We start from the raw sequence: 15,856 nt of genomic DNA, 5'->3' as shown, positions 1-15,856 counted from the left end.
CGTAGTGTAGCGGGGGTCGGGGGGGGGTGCAAGGGGTAGAGGGGGCGGGTAGTGGATGAGCTGTGGGGCCGTCGTGGCAACCTGGTTGGTTCGTTATTGTTTTGCCAAATTTTAGGAGGGTTCATCCGATGGTCTCAAAGGTCGCTGGCCATGGTGTTTTGATCGGCTGCGATGGATTCGAGACGTTCGCCTTGGGCAGGATGTGGTCCGTCCCCTATCTTGATCTTGCAGCCCGGCCGTGCCCACGAGTGTCTGTCAGAGGATCAGGAACAGCTGGAATCTGGTGGCCTGTTTCGACGTTTTCGGATGATTGGATAGATCACCATCGGGATGGTGAGGGCATAGGCGGCGAGTGTGGTGAGGGTGGCGGCCAGGAAAATTGAGGGGGCGTTCGTTTCGGCGAGGAGTGAGGGATCAACTGTGAGCAGAAGGACGAGGGCCATGGTGGCCGAGAGTGTCAGGAGTTGGAGAGCGATGTCCATTCGAAGGTCGAGGACGCGGGCACGGATGGCAAGCGTGGTCGTGACGGCGTGTCGGGCGATGTCAGAGAGGATGAGGGCGGCGATGACGCCAACGGTGCCTACCAGTTGATGAGCGGGGAGGACGAAAGCGGCAAAGGTGAGGATTTTTATCAGGTTGCCAGCGAAAAGGGCGCGACTTCGGCCTAGGGAAAGCAGGAGTGAACCAAGGTTGCTTTCGCTGACCTGGATGAAGATCAGCAACGCGAGGATTTGGGCCATCGCTCCGGCCTCGAGGTATCGATCGTCGTAGAGGAGGGTAATCACGGGCTTAGCGAGGACGATCGCCAGGAAGGTGATGAGTCCGGAGCCGAAGAGCAGGGGCAAGCGGACCTGGTTGACCATGTCGGCCAGACGCTGGTGGTCGCCCTGGGCTTTGGCGAAAGCTGGGAAGAAGACCCCACGATCGATACGGGTAACTAGCTGGACACACATCATCACAAGACCCAGGGCGATGCCATAGACGCCCAGGGTGCCGGGGTCGACGAGTTTGCCCAGGACGATGCGATCGGCGGTAAGGCCGAAGAATGTGACGACGGTGCTGGCGAAGATCCATTTCCCGAACTTCGTGAGTTCACTGAGGGCTTCGCGGTTGATGACAAGTCTGTGAGGGTGTCCTTTGAGCATGATGAAGCTCAGGGCCGAGCTGATGGACACGCCGATGAGCGGGCCTGCAACCAGAGCCCAGACTGAGCGATCCACCAGAGCCCAGGTGACCATGGCGATGGCACCGGCGAGCTGCCCGACGAGCTGGAAGGCGGTCAGGCGACCGATCTGGAGGTGGCGGGTCGCCCGGTGTACCGCGGTGGACTGGAATCCGGCGGCCATGGCAGTTAGCCCTGCGACGGGGATAAGCTGAGCCAGCATGGGCTCGTTGAAGAAGATGGCCATAGGCCAGGCCAGGACCATTGAGATGAGGGACAGGATGACGCCGCGGATGATCTGGATGGTCCAGGCGGTATTGAGGAAAATGGGATCGTCACCGCGGCGGTTCTGGGTGATGGCGGGTCCGATGCCTACGTCGGAAAACATCTGAAGTCCGGTGATGACGACGCTGATGAGCTGGGCGAGACCGAAGGCCTCTGGGAAGAGCATCCAGGCGAGGGCAAGGTTGGAGCCGAGTCGGAGCAATATGGCAACGGCTGCACCCGCGACGGACCAGATGGAACCTTTGAGGGCGGCGGCACGGAGGCCCCCGCCTTTGAGGATATACATGCCCGGCAGCTCGGTGAGACGGTCCTTGGTTCGGCGAGACCATGAGTCCGCAGGCTCGATGGGGGCGGATTGTGCGGGGTTATCGGGCATGCGGGTGTGCTGGCGGCGCTGAGGAGGGGCCGGTTGGGGCGTACATCGGTATCATCGGCAGGGGTGGGGTTTAAGGATAGCTACGGCGTTGAGGTCCGCTCGGTTTGCCGGGGCGGGCTGGAGCGGCTAGTTTTCGGTGTTCCACAGGTTTAAAAGAGGATTCGTCCCATGAAGGTCATTTGCGATCGGGGAGCCCTGGTCGAGGCACTCAACACGGTATCGGGCGTTGTTTTGAGTCGTACGCCTAAGCCGGTGCTGCGGTGCGTGAAGCTGACGGCGGAGGCGAGCCCGCCGATGCTGACGCTGGTGGGCACGGATACTGAGGTGACGGTGACGCTCAAGACCGAGCGGATCGAGGTCGCTGAGGCTGGGGAGGCGTTGATTCCGGCGGACAAGCTGGGGCAGATCGTGCGGGAGTCGATTGACCCGACGATCGAGATCGCCACGGATGAAGAGTCAGCGGTGATCACGGGTAAGGACAGTCGTTTCAAGGTCTTTGGGTATCCGGTGGCGGATTTTGCTGCGGTACCAGTGTTCAAGGGGGATGCTGATTTTGAGATCGGTGCTTCGGACCTGCATCGGCTGATCGCGATGACGATATTTGCGACGGCTCGGGAAAACAGTCGGTACGCGATCAATGGCGTGCTGCTGGAGCGGACGGGCAACAAGCTATCGGTGGTGGCGACGGATGGTCACCGGCTGGCACTGGCCAAGGGCTCGTGCAAGGGTGGTTCGGGAGAGACGCGGTCGGCGATCGTTCCGACCAAGGCCTTGAATCTGCTGCTGAAGCTGTTTGATGACCCGGAGCAGACGGTGCGGTGCCGGATTGCTGACAACCAGATCTTCTTCGCGACGGATCAGGCGGTGCTCGTGTCGAATCTGGTGGAGGGGAACTTCCCGCCTTATCAGGACGTGATCCCGAAGGATGGCGACAAGAAGGCTGAGGTCAGCACGGATGTGCTGGTGTCGGCGGTGCGTCGTGCGGCTCTGCTGACCAATGAAGAGTCCAAGGGCGTGCGGATGGCGTTTGATGAGAGTGGGTTGACGCTTACGAGCCGTGCCCCAGAAATGGGTGAGGCGGAGATCAAGTCGGAGTTGTCGAGCTACAGCGGTGAGCCGGTTGAGATCGGGTTCAACCCGGCGTACATCCTGGATGCGCTCAAGGTCGTGGATAGTGAGAAGGTCACCCTTGAGCTCAAAGCGGCGAACAAGCCGGGCGTGATGAAGACCGAGAGTCACTTTCTGTACGTTGTCATGCCCGTGAGCCTGACCTGACGCGAGTGATGGGCATGGACGAGACCTTCGGCTGGACAGATTTTGAGGACATCGCGCTGGGTCTGGTCGAAGCGCATCCGGACCGGGATCCGGCAGTCATCAGCTTTCCTGAGTTGCGGAAGCTGGTGGAGGGCCTGGAGGGTTTCGAGGCGGACCCGGACCACCGAGTAAACGAGCAGATCCTTGAAGCGATCCAGTCGCTGTGGGTCGAGGAAAATCAGGAAATCTCGGGGGACGAGGAGGACCGACCGGGTTTTCGTCCGAACAATCCGTTCCGCTGAGCGTTGATGGCGGGATGCACCGGGTCGTGTCGAGTAAAGTAGGCAAATGTCAGATTGTCCTGTTCAAGAGCCTCCGGCGGCGGTAACAACTGTGCCGGAGGAGCGTGCGCAGGAGGAGGGTTGGTGGACGCGGCTGTATCACCGGTGGGAGGCGAGGCTGTCGCGGTTATCCACACGCAATCGTTTCTGGCAGAAGTTGTTTTCGATGATGTTCCTGCCGTTGGCGTACCGGAGTGGCATCCGTTTTTTGAGGGGTGATGAGAACAGTTTTTCGGCGATCCTGCCGTTTCGTCGGTTCAACCGGAACTGGTACAACGCGATGGCGGGCGGGGCGCTGCTGGGCAACGCTGAGGTGGCGGGCGGGATGTATGTGTTTGAGAAGTGCGGGGCGGATTACACGGTGGTGTGCAAGCATCTCGAGTACACGTTTCGGCGGCCGTGTTTCGGCCCTGCGGTGTATCGGATCACACCCCACCAGGACATCGACGAGTTGCTGGCGACCGGTCAGGAGTTCAATCTGACGGTGGATATGCAGATCCTGCAGATGGTGACGTCCGGGGATGAGAAGGAGCGTCGGGTGGGTCAGAGTGTGGCGACATTCCATGTGACGCCTAAGACTCAGGCCCGGAGTCGTAAGCTGAAGCTGGTGACTCGACGGGACGCGAGGCCTGAGAGCAACGGTCAACCTTGAGCACTGACAGCGCCACCACCGAGACACCATGACGCGAGAGTCAACTGAACAGACAGACCGGGGACATGCTCCGTTGTGGATGACGCTGGCGTGGGCAGGGATGCTGGCGGCGTCATGGACGTGGGTGATCGGCATGTTCCTGCCGGTAATGCTGGTGCGAGACCACGGCTTGCTCGGTTTTCTCGCCTTTGCTGTGCCGAACATGCTGGGTGCTGCGGCGTTTGCGTGGTGGGTGACCTCCGCTCAACGAAGCGAAGCGTTTGTCGGGCTTCATCGACGGGCGGGGATGGGGTTTTCGGATGTGACGATCATGTTCCACGCCTTCGGGGTGACGTGCCTGATCCTGCCTTTGTTTGGATGGACCTGGGCCTTGGGAACTGTCGCGCTGGGTGCGGTGGTGTGGGGGCTGGCGGTGTGGTCGATCGTTAGCGTGGCCTGGTTGGGGTTGGCGCTGGTGGGTGTGTCCGTCGCGGTGGTGGGGCTGTTTCTCCAGCGGGCACCGGAGCCGGGGGCGATAGTTGATCTGGCGATCACGGGTGAACGTGCGGTGTCGATGCTGTGGTTGCTACCGGTGATGGCGGGCGGGTTTTTGCTCTGTCCGTATCTCGACCTGACATTCCATCGGGTTCGAGAGCGGTGCTCGGTGTCGGCAGGGAAGCTGGCTTTTGCGATCGGCTTTGGCGGGCTCTTCGCGGTGATGATCGTTCTGTCGGTGTTTTATGCGCCGTATGTCGTGGACCTGTTTGCTGCCGAAGGACCGGTGGTGTTGCCAACTGCGGTGGTACTCTGGCTGGGGATTCATGTGTGCGGGCAGACGGCGTACACCGTGGGTCTGCATCTGCACGAGGTGACAAGTCGGCGTGGGGGGCACGGCGTGTTTCGAGTGATGGTCTTCTCGATCGTCGCGGCGGCGGCGGGTTTTTGGGTGTACGGTGCCCCGCTGGAGTTGCGCGGTGAGCGGATCGAACTGGGCTATCGCTTGTTCTTGTTGGCGTATGGATTGCTGTTCCCGGCGTATGTGCTGATCTGTGTGGTTCCCCCGCCTCGGGTAATGGAACTGCGGATGGCGTGGCGGGTATGTCTGGTGACCGTGATCGTGGCGAGCCCGATGGCGTATGCGGGGTTCGTGGATGGTCGGCAGCCGTGGTGGAGCCTGGGGGCACTCGGCGTCATCGGTCTCGGCCGATTGGCCCTGCGTTGGGTTCCTACGGAACACCGACCGTTGATGGCGGCTCGTTCGAGTGGCGATCAGGCCAAGGTCTAGCCCCTCCCTACCTATCGCCGTGATGCCTTGTCAGTCTCGGTTGTGTGCTGTTTTGCTTACTTTTACTCACCCCTCAGCCATAGAGATGTTTGTATGTCGTTGACTTCCGGTCGTGTGACGTTTTGTCGGTATCTGGTCGAAGGGGACGCACCCAAGAGCGTGGATGATGTGGCGGTGTCGATCCTGGAGGAGCACGCTTTCGTGGCGTCTGCGGTGCCGGACGCTCGCGAGCCTGAGGTCGGGTTTGTCACGGCAGAGCACCTGCTGGACACGCAGTTTTCGCTGGAGAAGATTGGTTGGGGCAAGCCGAGTCGTCCGTTGCTGCTGGCATCGATCCGGATTGATACGCACAACCCGCCCAGTGAGCTGCGTAAGGCTTATGAGCGGATGAACGCAATGCCTGCTGGGATGGGCGAACCTCCTGCGAGCGCGGACGAGATGGCCGAGCATCAGATCAGTCAGGAGCGCGCTGCGGGGAAGTTCCGCAAGTCTAAGTCGGTGCCGTTTCTCTGGGACCTGTCGCGGGGTGAGGTCTTGCTAGGTACGGCGGCGAAGGGCACATCGGATGTGGCGGTGTCGCTGCTGACGAATGCGTTTGCGATCCGGATGGTGCCTTTGACGGCCGGAAAACTCGCGGAGCATGTGATGGGCAAGCGTGGAGGCAAGCGTGATCTGGAGGATGCGCAGCCGTCAGCGTTTACCGGTCCGCCGAGTGGGAACGAGCATGCTATGACGGGGCCGAAGCGATCGGGCCCGCCGGTGCCGTGGATGGCGAAGGCCGTCGATCTTCGCGATTTTCTGGGTGATGAGTGGCTGCTGTGGCTCTGGCATCGGTTTGAGTCAGCGCAAGGCGCGATTGATCTGGCCAAGCGACCGGGGGACAAGGTGGATCAGCCCCAGGGCTTCGTCGCGATCACCAAAGCGCTGGATATGGAGTGCGCGTGGGGGTTGGCGGGCAAGCAGATGCTGCGCGTTGATACGCCAACGCGCCTGGGCGAGGCGGGCGAGGCGCTGCGGAAGGGCAAGTGGCCGCGCAAAGCCGGGCTGCTGGTCTCGGATGGCGAATCACACTGGGAGATGACGATGAACGCCGAGATGATGTCGGTGAGCAGCACACTGCTGCCCGAGATCGAGGATGTCGAAGATGAGCGAGGGCGGATCAACAAGCGGTTTGAGTTGATCCTGGACCTGGCGGCGTGGATCGATCGAGCTTATGCCGGATTCATCACGGAGCGACTCGATGACGGATGGTCACGGAAGCGATCAGCCCTTCGTCAGTGGATTGAGTCGCGATAGCGAACCACGACCATACAGCCTATGAAGAGGATGATGATCGAGGTCGGCTCAGGCACGGCGTGCCGTAACTGAAGTTGGCAACGAGAAGGTGGATATCGCTGAGACCGAGTTGGCCGAAAAGTGGTACGAATCAGCGTCAGCCGCTGGTGCGCAGGGCGAGAATCAGCTCAACCTTGCCGATGTGCTCACCGAGTTTCTCGGCGATCTCTGCGGGGTCGTGGCCTTGATCGGCCAGGGTGTGAACCGAACGCGTCAGTGTCTGCATCGGGTTGGCTGAAGCTGGCGTGCCCGCCGAGTCACTGGTCGATGGAGTCGGGCTGGGTTTCTGGCCATGCCTGGCTTCGAGCTGGTTGAGCTGATCAATGCGGATCTCGGCCTCCTGGATCAGGCGTTCGAGGCGAACGGTCTTGGCGTCGATCTGACTGCTGAAACGGCGCGTGAGTTCTTCGACTTCGACCATGAGGTTGCCCAGATCATCGCGGAAGCTTTTGCGCTGCTTGAGGTCTTCGAGCTGGTCGCGGGCGGGGGTCCTCGGGGCCTGGCGCTTACGGGCAGCGAAGCTAAAGAGCGCCATCAGGATGAAGAGGATGGCGACGACCGGCAGGAAGTTGCGGAGGGTGTCCATCTACCGTTTCCCCCCTGCCGTGAGGAACCGCGAGGTGGCTTCGGCGTCGATGGCGGCCTGAACCAGACGCAGGGGTGTGCCAGACCGCTGGGCGAGTTGAGCTGCGTCTTCGTGTTCGCCCCGAGCGACCAGGTCCTGGCCATCGCGGGAGCCGATCTTGACGCGGGCTTCCCCAAAGGGTGTTAAGACGGTCTCATGCCGGCGGTCGAGGACGGTGCGTTGCCACGTGCGGGTACGCACGCCGAAGGAGCCGGTCAGTTCAAGGAGCAGGGCTTCAAGACGGCGCTGATCGACCGGGTGGACCAGAACCGAGAGCATGACCCCCGGGCGGTTCTTCTTCATACCGATCGGGGTCCACCAGGCGTCGAGGGCACCGGCGTCGAGGACGGCCGTCACCGTGTGCCCGATGGTCTCGCCTGGCGCATCGTCGAGATTGACGACAAGCTCAGTGACCTCGGCGGGAGAATCCTGATGTGAGGCGGTCTGGACGGACAAGCCGTACTCCTGCATCGATTCCCGAGGCACGAACCACGGGTCTTCGTATTATCGGGCTCATGGCCGGTCACTCCACAAAGGTTGCGCTCGATCCGCTGGTCCGTGAGACGGCGGTCGCCCTGCGAGAACGCTGCGGGTTCGACCCGCGGTCTGAGCCGGTGATCGCCGTGGCCTGCTCGGGGGGCGGGGACTCGCAGGCCTTGCTGCGGGCGTTGTGTGCCCTGGCCGGTCGGCGAGGTTGGCACCAGCGGGTGCTTGTGGCGCACGTCAATCACCATCTGACTGAGCAATCTGACGAGGCGGACACGTTTCTCAGGCAGCAGGCGACTGATTGGGGGGCTGACTACGCGGTGCGGTCGATTCACCCGGATCGGCATGGCGGGAATCTCGAAGCGACGGCCCGGAAGCAGCGCCATGCGGCACTGCGGTCGATCGCGAGAGAGCACGGGGTGCGAACGGTGGCCTTGGCCCATCACGCGGACGATCAGCTCGAAACCATGCTGATGCGGCTGATGCGTGGGGCTGGCCCGAGAGGGCTGGCGGGAATGGCGTGGTCAAGGCAGTCGGCGGCGGGCGATCTGGCCGTGGTGCGGCCGATGCTGGGAATCACCCACGCCGAGATCATCGGTTTTCTGGAGCGGCATCAGGTTCGGTGGTTCGAGGACCCGCTCAACAGCAAGCAGCACCTCAGGCGGAATCGCTTGCGGGCGGACGTGTTGCCGGGGCTGCGGACGCTGTGGCCTAAGGGGCATCGGCGGGCACTTGAGACAGCAGACCAACTCCGGGAGATGGCTCAGTGGATGGCCTCGCGGGTAGAGGCGGAGCGATCTTTGTTCACGCCATCGGGACACGAACTGCGGGCGGATCTTGCTGCGCTGGCTGGGCTTAAAGCCCCTTTGGCTTCAGCGTTGCTGCGTAGTGTGTTGCTCGAATCAGGAGTTCGGGCTGATCGGCTCTCCGCCCGGATCGTGCGGGAGATCGCAGAGGCAGTGTCTCAATCGCCTGCGCAGCCGTCCTCCTGGACGCTGGCGGGGGGTGTGGAAGTGATGGTCAATCACCGGTCGGTGGTGATCCGTCGCCCTGCTTCTTGAGGATCGTCTGGGGGGCCTCGTCGCGCCAGCGGATCTGCGGGGCGTCGCCCCAGAGCATTTCGAGGTCATAGTGGGCCCGGGTCACCGGCTCGAAGAGATGAACCATCACGCTGGAGAAGTCGATCACGCGCCAGGTCGAGTCGGTGTCGGTCTCGGTGCCGAAGCGTTCGATATCGTGCTCCTTGGCCAGTTCGACAACACGACCGGACACGCCACGGAGCTGGCGATCGGAGGTGCCGGAGGCGAGGACCAGATAGTCGGTGATCTGGCTGATCCCGCGGACGTCGAAAACCAGGACATCCTCGCAGTGCAGCTCAGACAGCAGGCGTGCCGAGAAACAGGCAAACTTACGGCTCGGCGCATCGGGGTAGAGCCTGCGGATGGGCGGGGAAGGCTCATCCTCGAGTTCATCCAGGAGCTCTTCGGGGTCTGACGGGCATGGCTGGGCGTGGTCGTCGGTCATGAGTGCGGGCGTTCTCGCTTCCTCGCGGGGTCTCGGGCACGAAAAACCCGGGCCTCCCGGCCCGGGTGGGTCATTGTAGGGTGGTTCGGAGCACAGCGGGCGCGATCAGCCCAGGCCGATCCAGGAAGAGACCTCGGGACTGTAGCGGACGATCAGACCGGCAAAGACCACCGAGACGATCGAGACCAGCTTGATCAGGATGTTCAGTGACGGCCCGGAGGTGTCCTTGAACGGGTCGCCAACGGTGTCGCCCACGACGGTGGCCTTATGGTCAGCCGAGCCTTTGCCGCCCTGCTCGCCGGTCTCGATGAACTTCTTGGCGTTGTCCCATGCCCCGCCGGCGTTGGCCATGAAGATGGCCACGGCGAAGCCGCAGACGAGGGTTCCGGCGAGAAGACCCATGGTCCCGGGCACACCCAGGATCAGGCCGGTCGCGATCGGCGTGAAGAAGGCCAGCAGCGAGGGCATGACCATCTCCCGGAGAGCCCCGGTCGTCGAGATCGAGACACAACTGGCGTAGTCGGGGTACTGCTTGCCCTCGAACTGGGTGGTATCGGGCCACTGATTGGGATCAGCTATCTGGGCCTCCGTCATGCCATCGAGGGCAAAGCCCTGCTTCATGAGCCCGAACTGCCTGCGGCACTCGATCATCATGCTCGAAGCTGCGCGGCCGACGGCGTTCATCGTCATCGCGCAGAAAACCATGACCAGCATCACGCCGATGAACAGCCCGCAGAGAACCTTGGGGTTCATGATCGAGACGTCGTAGAACTCGAGGAGCTGGGTGATGTCGGCAGCGCTCGCCGGGAGAACCTCGAAGTCATACAGCTCAGGCCCGATCGTGAGTTGGGCGTCGTAGAAGCGCCGACTACCGTGCTGCAGGATGGTGATCTGCGCGTCGCCAGCGTCGAGCGCCGTCTCGATGAGACGACGGTCCTGATGAGAGAGCAGCATGCCCGCATCCACCTTGCCGGTGCCGGGATCCACAATGCGAAACAGGCCGTGGCCGAGGTAGCCGCCCTCGAACTTCACGACGCCCGGCTGGAGACCATCAGTCGCCGCGGCCATCTGGGCGGCGATGGGTTCGGTCATCGGCAGCGTATGAACCTGCTGAGTTAATGCAGCCTGAACCGTGATGACATAGGCCGCGAGTAGCGCGAGCGCTGTGAGCGCCGCCGAGCCAATGGCGAAGCCTTTTCCCGTCGCGGCGGTCGTGTTGCCAAGGCTGTCGAGCATGTCGGTGCGCTCGCGGACGTGCGGGGGCTGGTGGGTCATCTCGGCGTTCCCGCCCGCGTTGTCGGCGATCGGTCCGTAGGCGTCGGTCGCGAGGGTGATCCCAAGCGTCGCGAGCATCCCGACGGCGGCAATACCGACACCGAACACGCCCAGCAGGAACTCTTCGGACCCGCCAGCGAGGTTGAACGCGAGAAGGATCGCGACCACCACCGTCAGCAGCGGAACCCACGTCGAGGTCATGCCCTCAGCGATACCAGCGATGATCACCGTCGCGGGGCCGGTCTCGGCCTGCTTGCTGATGCGCCGGGTGGGGCTGTGTTCATAGGAGGTATACAACTCGGTACCTCGGGCGATGACCAGACCCGCCACGAGCCCGGAGACGATCGCCCCCCAGATCCCCAGAGCGCTGACCTGCTCAATCGAACCAAGCAACCACTGCAGCAGCGCGAAGGAGCCGAGGATGATCATCCCCGAGCTGGCAAAGACGCCGGTGTGCAGCGAGCGCAGCAGCTCGGCAAAACCCGCACCCTCACGGGCGCGAACCATATAGATCGCCGCGATCGAGCAGAGAATGCCGAGGCCCGCGACAGCAGGAGCGGCCACGACCAGAGCCGCTGCGGCTGGAAGGTCGAGATTCAGACGCATCGCCGCGGCGGCTGCAAGCGCCATCGCGGCCAGGATCGACCCGTAGTAGCTCTCGTAGAGGTCCGCACCCATGCCAGCGACGTCGCCGACGTTATCGCCCACGTTGTCGGCGATGGTCGCCGGATTGCGAGCGTCATCTTCAGGGATCCCGGCTTCGACTTTGCCAACGAGATCAGCGCCAACATCCGCGGCCTTGGTGTAGATCCCGCCACCGACACGGGCGAACAACGCCTGCAGCGAAGCACCCATCGCGAAGCTCAGCGTAACCGTCGTCAGATGGACCAGTCCGATCGGGCCCTCGGAGCCGAAGGCAACAAACAGCACTGCGAACCAGACCGAGATATCGATCAGCGCGAACCCGGTGACGCACAGGCCCATGACCGCACCGGCACGGAAGGCGACCTGCAAACCGTCGTTCAGCGACTCGCGGGCAGCGGCGGCAGTGCGCGCCGAGGCGTTGGTGGCGGTCTTCATGCCGAAGTAGCCACAGAGACCCGAAAACAGCCCCGCGATGGCGACACCCAGGGGCGTCAGCTCCTGGTGCGTGCCCATCACGAGAGCCATCACCAGCAGAAGAGCGATGAGCACAGCGAAGACGATCAGAACGATATTCCGTTGACGTGCGAGGTAGGCATAGGCCCCTTCTCTAACCGCAGCGGCGATCCGGATCATGCTGGCGTCACCCTCGGGCTTGGCCATGATCGACCCATAAAAGAGCCGCGCGAAGACCAGTGCCAACACGCCAGCGATCGGGGCGATCACAAAGGCCAGCGGGAGGTCAGCCAGGCTTGGCGTGCTGGTCACAGCGGATGGGGTCACGGCGAGGAGGCAGGGATGCCAGAAGGCGGTCATGGTCGGAATCCTTCTCGGGGTCCGCAGGGCGAGAGCCAGCGGGTGAGGCTCGTCGAGCCTCGGGCGGGGAGGGGGGGGGCGGGACGGGGGGGGAGGGGCCCGAGCACCGCTCAGGCCCATATACATCCTATCATAGGATCGGATTGTCTTGTTAAAGATCAAACAAAAACCCCGGAGGAATATTACGATCGCTCAAGGGCTTGAAGTTCGGGAGAAAGCCGATTGTAAGTAAGCGGCTTATTTGCAAGCTTTTAGGAACGAGACGGCTTGCTGCCCGTCATCGGCGTGCTGCGCTTCACGGCCTTGCGGAGGGCCCGCTGCTTCCGCTCACTGGGCTTTTCGTAGTAGGCGCGGCGCTTGACCTCTTTGGTCAGGCCCTCTTTCTCGCAGAGCTTCTTGAAGCGGCGGAGCATCTGCTCCGCGGTTTCGCCGTTGCGTGCCTTAATCCGAATCGCCATAAAGCATTCCTTCTGGGTCTGCCTGCTTAGGGGTCAGGGGTCTAGTCGAGCCACGTATCATGGCATACGGACAAGATTCTGGCAAATGGCCGCGTGGGCAGAATCTCGTGCAGAGAAGCCATCATCGACCCTCCAATGGGAGCACCATGACACGACCGCTACTGCTGATCTTCCTGATCCTGCCAGCCCTCACGCTGATCGGCTGCTCGCGAGAGCGCCCAATGCTCGCGGAAATCTACACCCCCACCGCAATGCATCACGGCCCCGACCGCAACCCGGTCATCGTCATCCCAGGGATCCTCGGCTCACGACTCGTGGATGATGCCACCGGCAAGGTGGTCTGGGGTGCCTTCAGCGGGGACTACGCCAATCCGATGTCGTCCGAGGGGGCACGACTCGTCGCTCACCCGATGGGCCCGGGCCCGCTGCGCGAGCTTGATACCAGCGTACGTGTTGATGGCGCACTCGAAACAGTTCAGGTTCGCCTCTTCCGATTGCCGTTGATGCTCGGGGCTTACATCGACATCCTTCAGACCCTCGGCGTCGGGGGCTACCGCGATGAACAACTCGCCGAAGCCAACGCCATCGACTACGGGACTGACCACTACACCTGCTTCCAGTTCCCTTACGACTGGCGTCGTGACAACGTCGAGAGTGCGCGCGCACTCATGGCGTTCATCGAGGAAAAACGATCGCTGGTGCAATCCCTCTACGAGCGCGACTACGGCATCAAAGACGCCGACGTGAAGTTCGACATCGTCGCACACTCCATGGGCGGACTGGTCACCCGCTACATGCTCCGCTACGGCGATGCGGACCTTCCTCAAGACGGCTCGACGCCCGAAGTCACCTGGGCTGGCGCAAAGCACATTGATCGCGTGATCCTCGTCGGCACGCCCAATGCAGGATCAGCCTTGTCCGTGATTCAACTCAACGACGGCGCCAAACTCCCGCTGTGGTGGAAGGACTATCCCTCCGCTGTGTTGGGAACGATGCCGTCGGTCTATCAGCTCATGCCTCGGCCGCGCCACGGCGCGTACGTCGATGCGGTCACGCAGGACCCAGTGGACACAATCTACGATGTGGCCTTCTGGAAGAAGCACGGCTGGGGCCTGTTCGATCCCAAGCAGGACAAGGTTCTTCAATGGCTGTTGCCCGAGATCAAGACACGCGAGCAGCGCCTTGCGTTGGCCGATCTCCACGCTCGAAAGTGTCTCGAACGAGCCCGCCGGTTCCACGACGCCATCGATCAGCCAGCCGAGCGGCCCGAGGGACTCGACCTGCACCTCTACGCCGCCGACTCACGCAAGACCAGCGCTGTGCTGTCGATTCATCCGGAGACCGGTGAGCTGCGCGTTCACCGCTCCTATCAGGGTGACGGCACCGTCCTGCGCAGCTCAGCGTTGATGGACGAACGTGTCGGCGGAGAGTGGTCGCCGAGGCTGCGGTCGCCGATCGACTGGACCAGCGTAACCTTCCTCTTCAGCGATCACCTGGGTCTCACCAAGTCACCCGAGTTCGTTGATAACGTGCTGTACACGCTTCTTGAAGAGCCCGAGCGCTGAGTCCTCAAGGCCAGATCACCACCTCGCAAACCAGGTGGACGCCGGTCTGCTCAGCAACTTCCCGCTGAACGTGATCGATCAGCCGGATCAGGTCATCAGCAGAGGCTCCCGACTCCGCAGCGATGAAGTTGGCGTGCCGATCAGAAACCACCGCCCCACCCAATCGGTAGCCCTTGAGCCCACAGGCATCGATCAACCGACCAGCAGAGTCGCAGGGCTGCCCCTGATCGTCTGTCGGATTCTTAAACGCGCAGCCACATGTCGCTGCACCAAAAGGCTGCTCATACTTCTTCCGCGCGAAGACCTCTTTCTTTCGCTGGATTAGACTCACTGCCTCAGCAGGTTCTAGTTGCAGCTCGACCTCAATAATGACCAGCTCCGTGATACCCGATCGCCGGTAACCGAATGCGATGTCATCTCGCGCAATGCGCCGGGTCTGACCACGATCATCCATCACCAGGACCGAGGCCACCACATCGCTGATCTGACCATACGCCCCTCCTGCATTCATACGCACCGCCCCGCCGATGGAAGCTGGCACACCAGCGAGTCCTTCCAGCCCGCCAAGACCGACCCGGGTCGTCTCATTCACCAGTCGCATCAGGTCGTAGCCACCGCCTACAGCGATCAGCCCATCTCGGCGATCGAGCCCCTTGAGTTGTCTAAAGGCAGGGTTCGATAGACGCACGATCACGCCCGGCACCCCTTCGTCAGCAACCAGCAGATTCGCCCCACTCCCCAGCACCCGAACCGCGATCTTCGAGGCGTGGCATCGCCGGAGCAGTTCGCCTAGAGACTCGATCGAGCGCGGATCGACCAACGCTTCCGCTGAACCGCCCACGCGGTACCACGTCAGCGGACCAAGAGGCGCATCGAAGCTGACCTCAACGTCGAGACCTTCAAACATCGAGGGATCAAGGGTGGACACGGACACATTGTCAATAATCGGCTCATCCGCTGCAATCAGAACAGGAAGCGGAGATCAAACCCGATCCCGACATCGAGATCAGGTCGATGATCCAGGTCCTGCCAGGCGGGCAGAATGATCGACACCCCCGCCGCCCACGACTGAGCCTCGTACAGAAAACCAGGGGCTACCCACAGATGCGCATCGCCGTTCGTCTCGTACACCAGACTCGACTCAAACACCAGGTACGTGCTGAAAGTCGTCTCCGCGGTGTATTCCCCAGGCGTCAACCGGTACAGGTAGGCCCCCTCAGTCCATAGCGTGTCCGCCTTCGACCCGCCGGGCAGCTCAGGACTCGCCTGACCGTCGTAGTTGAGCTTGTAGCGGAGCGATCCATTGACGCCATGCCGCCCATGAATCCGCGTGGCCACCACACCAACCATCGAGTTGAACGCATCGCTTGACTGGTCATCGTCATAGGTCGGGATATCGACCCCAAACAGCGCCGACGCGCGGAGCGTATCGACCGGACCGGGGTTGTGGAGCAGGAACCGGTACTTGCCCATGACGTGCAGGTCGCCGAAGCCCTCCTCGTTGTCGCCGGGGTCATTCAACTCGACGACAAACGGAACATGAAGGTTGACGGAGAAGTCCTTCGTGAGGCCGTAAGTCACATCGGTCCCAACATGCAGGAGATCCGTGCCGTCATCAAAGCTGTGCCACCACGCACGCTCACGGACGACCGTTCGCCCCACGCCGGGCTGCGTCGCCGCCGGCGTGTTCATTGCTTCCTGAGCCTCACTCATTGCGGGCATCATCAGCGGAATAGCCAGCACACAGACAGCGAGACGTCGCATAACAAGACTCCATATTAATCGATTCAAAGACA

The 15,856-nt window shown here is 62.2% G+C and carries 15 protein-coding genes; 7 read left to right on the top strand and 8 right to left on the bottom strand.

What is annotated here, in order from left to right; all coding sequences use genetic code 11:
* Positions 1–263: 263 nt before the first annotated feature.
* Positions 264–1,823 (bottom strand): oligosaccharide flippase family protein, encoded by a 1,560-nt coding sequence (locus tag RIG82_09655; protein ID MEQ9461203.1) that lies wholly within the window; start codon positions 1,821–1,823, stop codon positions 264–266.
* Between the two features lie 168 nt (positions 1,824–1,991).
* Between RIG82_09655 and dnaN the strand changes: the two genes are divergently transcribed.
* From dnaN to RIG82_09630, 5 genes are all read left to right on the top strand, one after another.
* Positions 1,992–3,098 (top strand): DNA polymerase III subunit beta, encoded by a 1,107-nt coding sequence (gene dnaN / locus RIG82_09650; protein ID MEQ9461202.1) that lies wholly within the window; start codon positions 1,992–1,994, stop codon positions 3,096–3,098.
* A gap of 14 nt (positions 3,099–3,112) precedes the next feature.
* Positions 3,113–3,379 (top strand): Fe-S cluster assembly protein IscX, encoded by a 267-nt coding sequence (iscX, locus tag RIG82_09645; protein MEQ9461201.1) that lies wholly within the window; start codon positions 3,113–3,115, stop codon positions 3,377–3,379.
* A gap of 46 nt (positions 3,380–3,425) precedes the next feature.
* Entirely contained in the window at positions 3,426–4,070 is a 645-nt protein-coding gene (locus tag RIG82_09640) for a hypothetical protein (protein ID MEQ9461200.1), read from the top strand.
* Between the two features lie 28 nt (positions 4,071–4,098).
* Complete coding sequence (locus RIG82_09635) at positions 4,099–5,334, top strand: hypothetical protein (protein ID MEQ9461199.1); 1,236 nt, start codon at positions 4,099–4,101, stop codon at positions 5,332–5,334.
* 93 nt (positions 5,335–5,427) lie between these two features.
* A complete protein-coding gene (locus RIG82_09630) occupies positions 5,428–6,630 on the top strand; it encodes a hypothetical protein (GenBank protein MEQ9461198.1) in 1,203 nt (400 codons plus the stop codon).
* 136 nt (positions 6,631–6,766) lie between these two features.
* Here RIG82_09630 and RIG82_09625 read toward each other — a convergent pair whose 3' ends face one another.
* Positions 6,767–7,255 (bottom strand): hypothetical protein, encoded by a 489-nt coding sequence (locus RIG82_09625; protein MEQ9461197.1) that lies wholly within the window; start codon positions 7,253–7,255, stop codon positions 6,767–6,769.
* A complete protein-coding gene (gene larC, locus RIG82_09620) occupies positions 7,256–7,750 on the bottom strand; it encodes a pyridinium-3,5-bisthiocarboxylic acid mononucleotide nickel chelatase (GenBank protein ID MEQ9461196.1) in 495 nt (164 codons plus the stop codon).
* Between the two features lie 59 nt (positions 7,751–7,809).
* On the opposite strand from larC, the gene tilS reads away from it, so the two are divergent.
* Positions 7,810–8,841 carry a tRNA lysidine(34) synthetase TilS gene (gene tilS, locus RIG82_09615; GenBank protein MEQ9461195.1) on the top strand — a complete coding sequence of 344 codons (1,032 nt, stop codon included), beginning with the start codon at positions 7,810–7,812 and terminating at the stop codon, positions 8,839–8,841.
* Here tilS and rsfS read toward each other — a convergent pair.
* The 3 genes from rsfS to rpsU form a co-directional block, all read right to left on the bottom strand.
* Positions 8,801–9,304 carry a ribosome silencing factor gene (gene rsfS / locus RIG82_09610; GenBank protein ID MEQ9461194.1) on the bottom strand — a complete coding sequence of 168 codons (504 nt, stop codon included), beginning with the start codon at positions 9,302–9,304 and terminating at the stop codon, positions 8,801–8,803. The two genes, tilS and rsfS, sit on opposite strands and share 41 nt — an antisense overlap.
* Before the next feature lie 105 nt (positions 9,305–9,409).
* Positions 9,410–12,037 carry a sodium/proton-translocating pyrophosphatase gene (locus tag RIG82_09605; protein ID MEQ9461193.1) on the bottom strand — a complete coding sequence of 876 codons (2,628 nt, stop codon included), beginning with the start codon at positions 12,035–12,037 and terminating at the stop codon, positions 9,410–9,412.
* 251 nt (positions 12,038–12,288) lie between these two features.
* Positions 12,289–12,495, bottom strand: a complete 207-nt coding sequence (gene rpsU, locus RIG82_09600) for a 30S ribosomal protein S21 (protein MEQ9461192.1) — start codon at positions 12,493–12,495, stop codon at positions 12,289–12,291.
* 146 nt (positions 12,496–12,641) lie between these two features.
* Here rpsU and RIG82_09595 point away from each other — a divergent pair, with 146 nt between their 5' ends.
* On the top strand, positions 12,642–14,060 hold the full coding sequence (locus RIG82_09595) for a hypothetical protein (protein MEQ9461191.1): 1,419 nt from the start codon (positions 12,642–12,644) through the stop codon (positions 14,058–14,060).
* A gap of 4 nt (positions 14,061–14,064) precedes the next feature.
* Here the strand turns inward: RIG82_09595 and murB are convergent, their stop codons facing one another.
* Both murB and RIG82_09585 read right to left on the bottom strand, forming a co-directional pair.
* Positions 14,065–14,988: a UDP-N-acetylmuramate dehydrogenase gene (gene murB, locus RIG82_09590; protein ID MEQ9461190.1), complete on the bottom strand. Its 924-nt coding sequence runs from the start codon at positions 14,986–14,988 to the stop codon at positions 14,065–14,067.
* A 35-nt stretch (positions 14,989–15,023) separates the two neighbouring features.
* A complete protein-coding gene (locus RIG82_09585; GenBank protein ID MEQ9461189.1) occupies positions 15,024–15,824 on the bottom strand; it encodes a hypothetical protein in 801 nt (266 codons plus the stop codon).
* Positions 15,825–15,856 lie beyond the last annotated feature (32 nt).

Source organism: Phycisphaeraceae bacterium (genome assembly GCA_040222855.1).
GTDB lineage: Bacteria > Planctomycetota > Phycisphaerae > Phycisphaerales > Phycisphaeraceae > Mucisphaera.
The sequence above is the reverse complement of the archived record's forward strand: the minus strand, read 5'-3'. Positions and strand labels throughout refer to the sequence as shown.

Excerpts from the sequence above, each read along its gene's own strand:
- RIG82_09635 (MEQ9461199.1), top strand. The coding sequence starts at position 4,099 with ATGACGCGAGAGTCAACTGAACAGACAGACCGGGGACATGCTCCGTTG.
- dnaN (MEQ9461202.1), top strand. The coding sequence starts at position 1,992 with ATGAAGGTCATTTGCGATCGGGGAGCCCTGGTCGAGGCACTCAACACG.
- rpsU (MEQ9461192.1), bottom strand. The coding sequence starts at position 12,495 with ATGGCGATTCGGATTAAGGCACGCAACGGCGAAACCGCGGAGCAGATG.
- RIG82_09640 (MEQ9461200.1), top strand. The coding sequence starts at position 3,426 with ATGTCAGATTGTCCTGTTCAAGAGCCTCCGGCGGCGGTAACAACTGTG.
- rsfS (MEQ9461194.1), bottom strand. The coding sequence starts at position 9,304 with ATGACCGACGACCACGCCCAGCCATGCCCGTCAGACCCCGAAGAGCTC.
- RIG82_09605 (MEQ9461193.1), bottom strand. The coding sequence starts at position 12,037 with ATGACCGCCTTCTGGCATCCCTGCCTCCTCGCCGTGACCCCATCCGCT.
- RIG82_09630 (MEQ9461198.1), top strand. The coding sequence starts at position 5,428 with ATGTCGTTGACTTCCGGTCGTGTGACGTTTTGTCGGTATCTGGTCGAA.
- RIG82_09655 (MEQ9461203.1), bottom strand. The coding sequence starts at position 1,823 with ATGCCCGATAACCCCGCACAATCCGCCCCCATCGAGCCTGCGGACTCA.
- RIG82_09595 (MEQ9461191.1), top strand. The coding sequence starts at position 12,642 with ATGACACGACCGCTACTGCTGATCTTCCTGATCCTGCCAGCCCTCACG.
- RIG82_09585 (MEQ9461189.1), bottom strand. The coding sequence starts at position 15,824 with ATGCGACGTCTCGCTGTCTGTGTGCTGGCTATTCCGCTGATGATGCCC.
- iscX (MEQ9461201.1), top strand. The coding sequence starts at position 3,113 with ATGGACGAGACCTTCGGCTGGACAGATTTTGAGGACATCGCGCTGGGT.
- tilS (MEQ9461195.1), top strand. The coding sequence starts at position 7,810 with ATGGCCGGTCACTCCACAAAGGTTGCGCTCGATCCGCTGGTCCGTGAG.
- RIG82_09625 (MEQ9461197.1), bottom strand. The coding sequence starts at position 7,255 with ATGGACACCCTCCGCAACTTCCTGCCGGTCGTCGCCATCCTCTTCATC.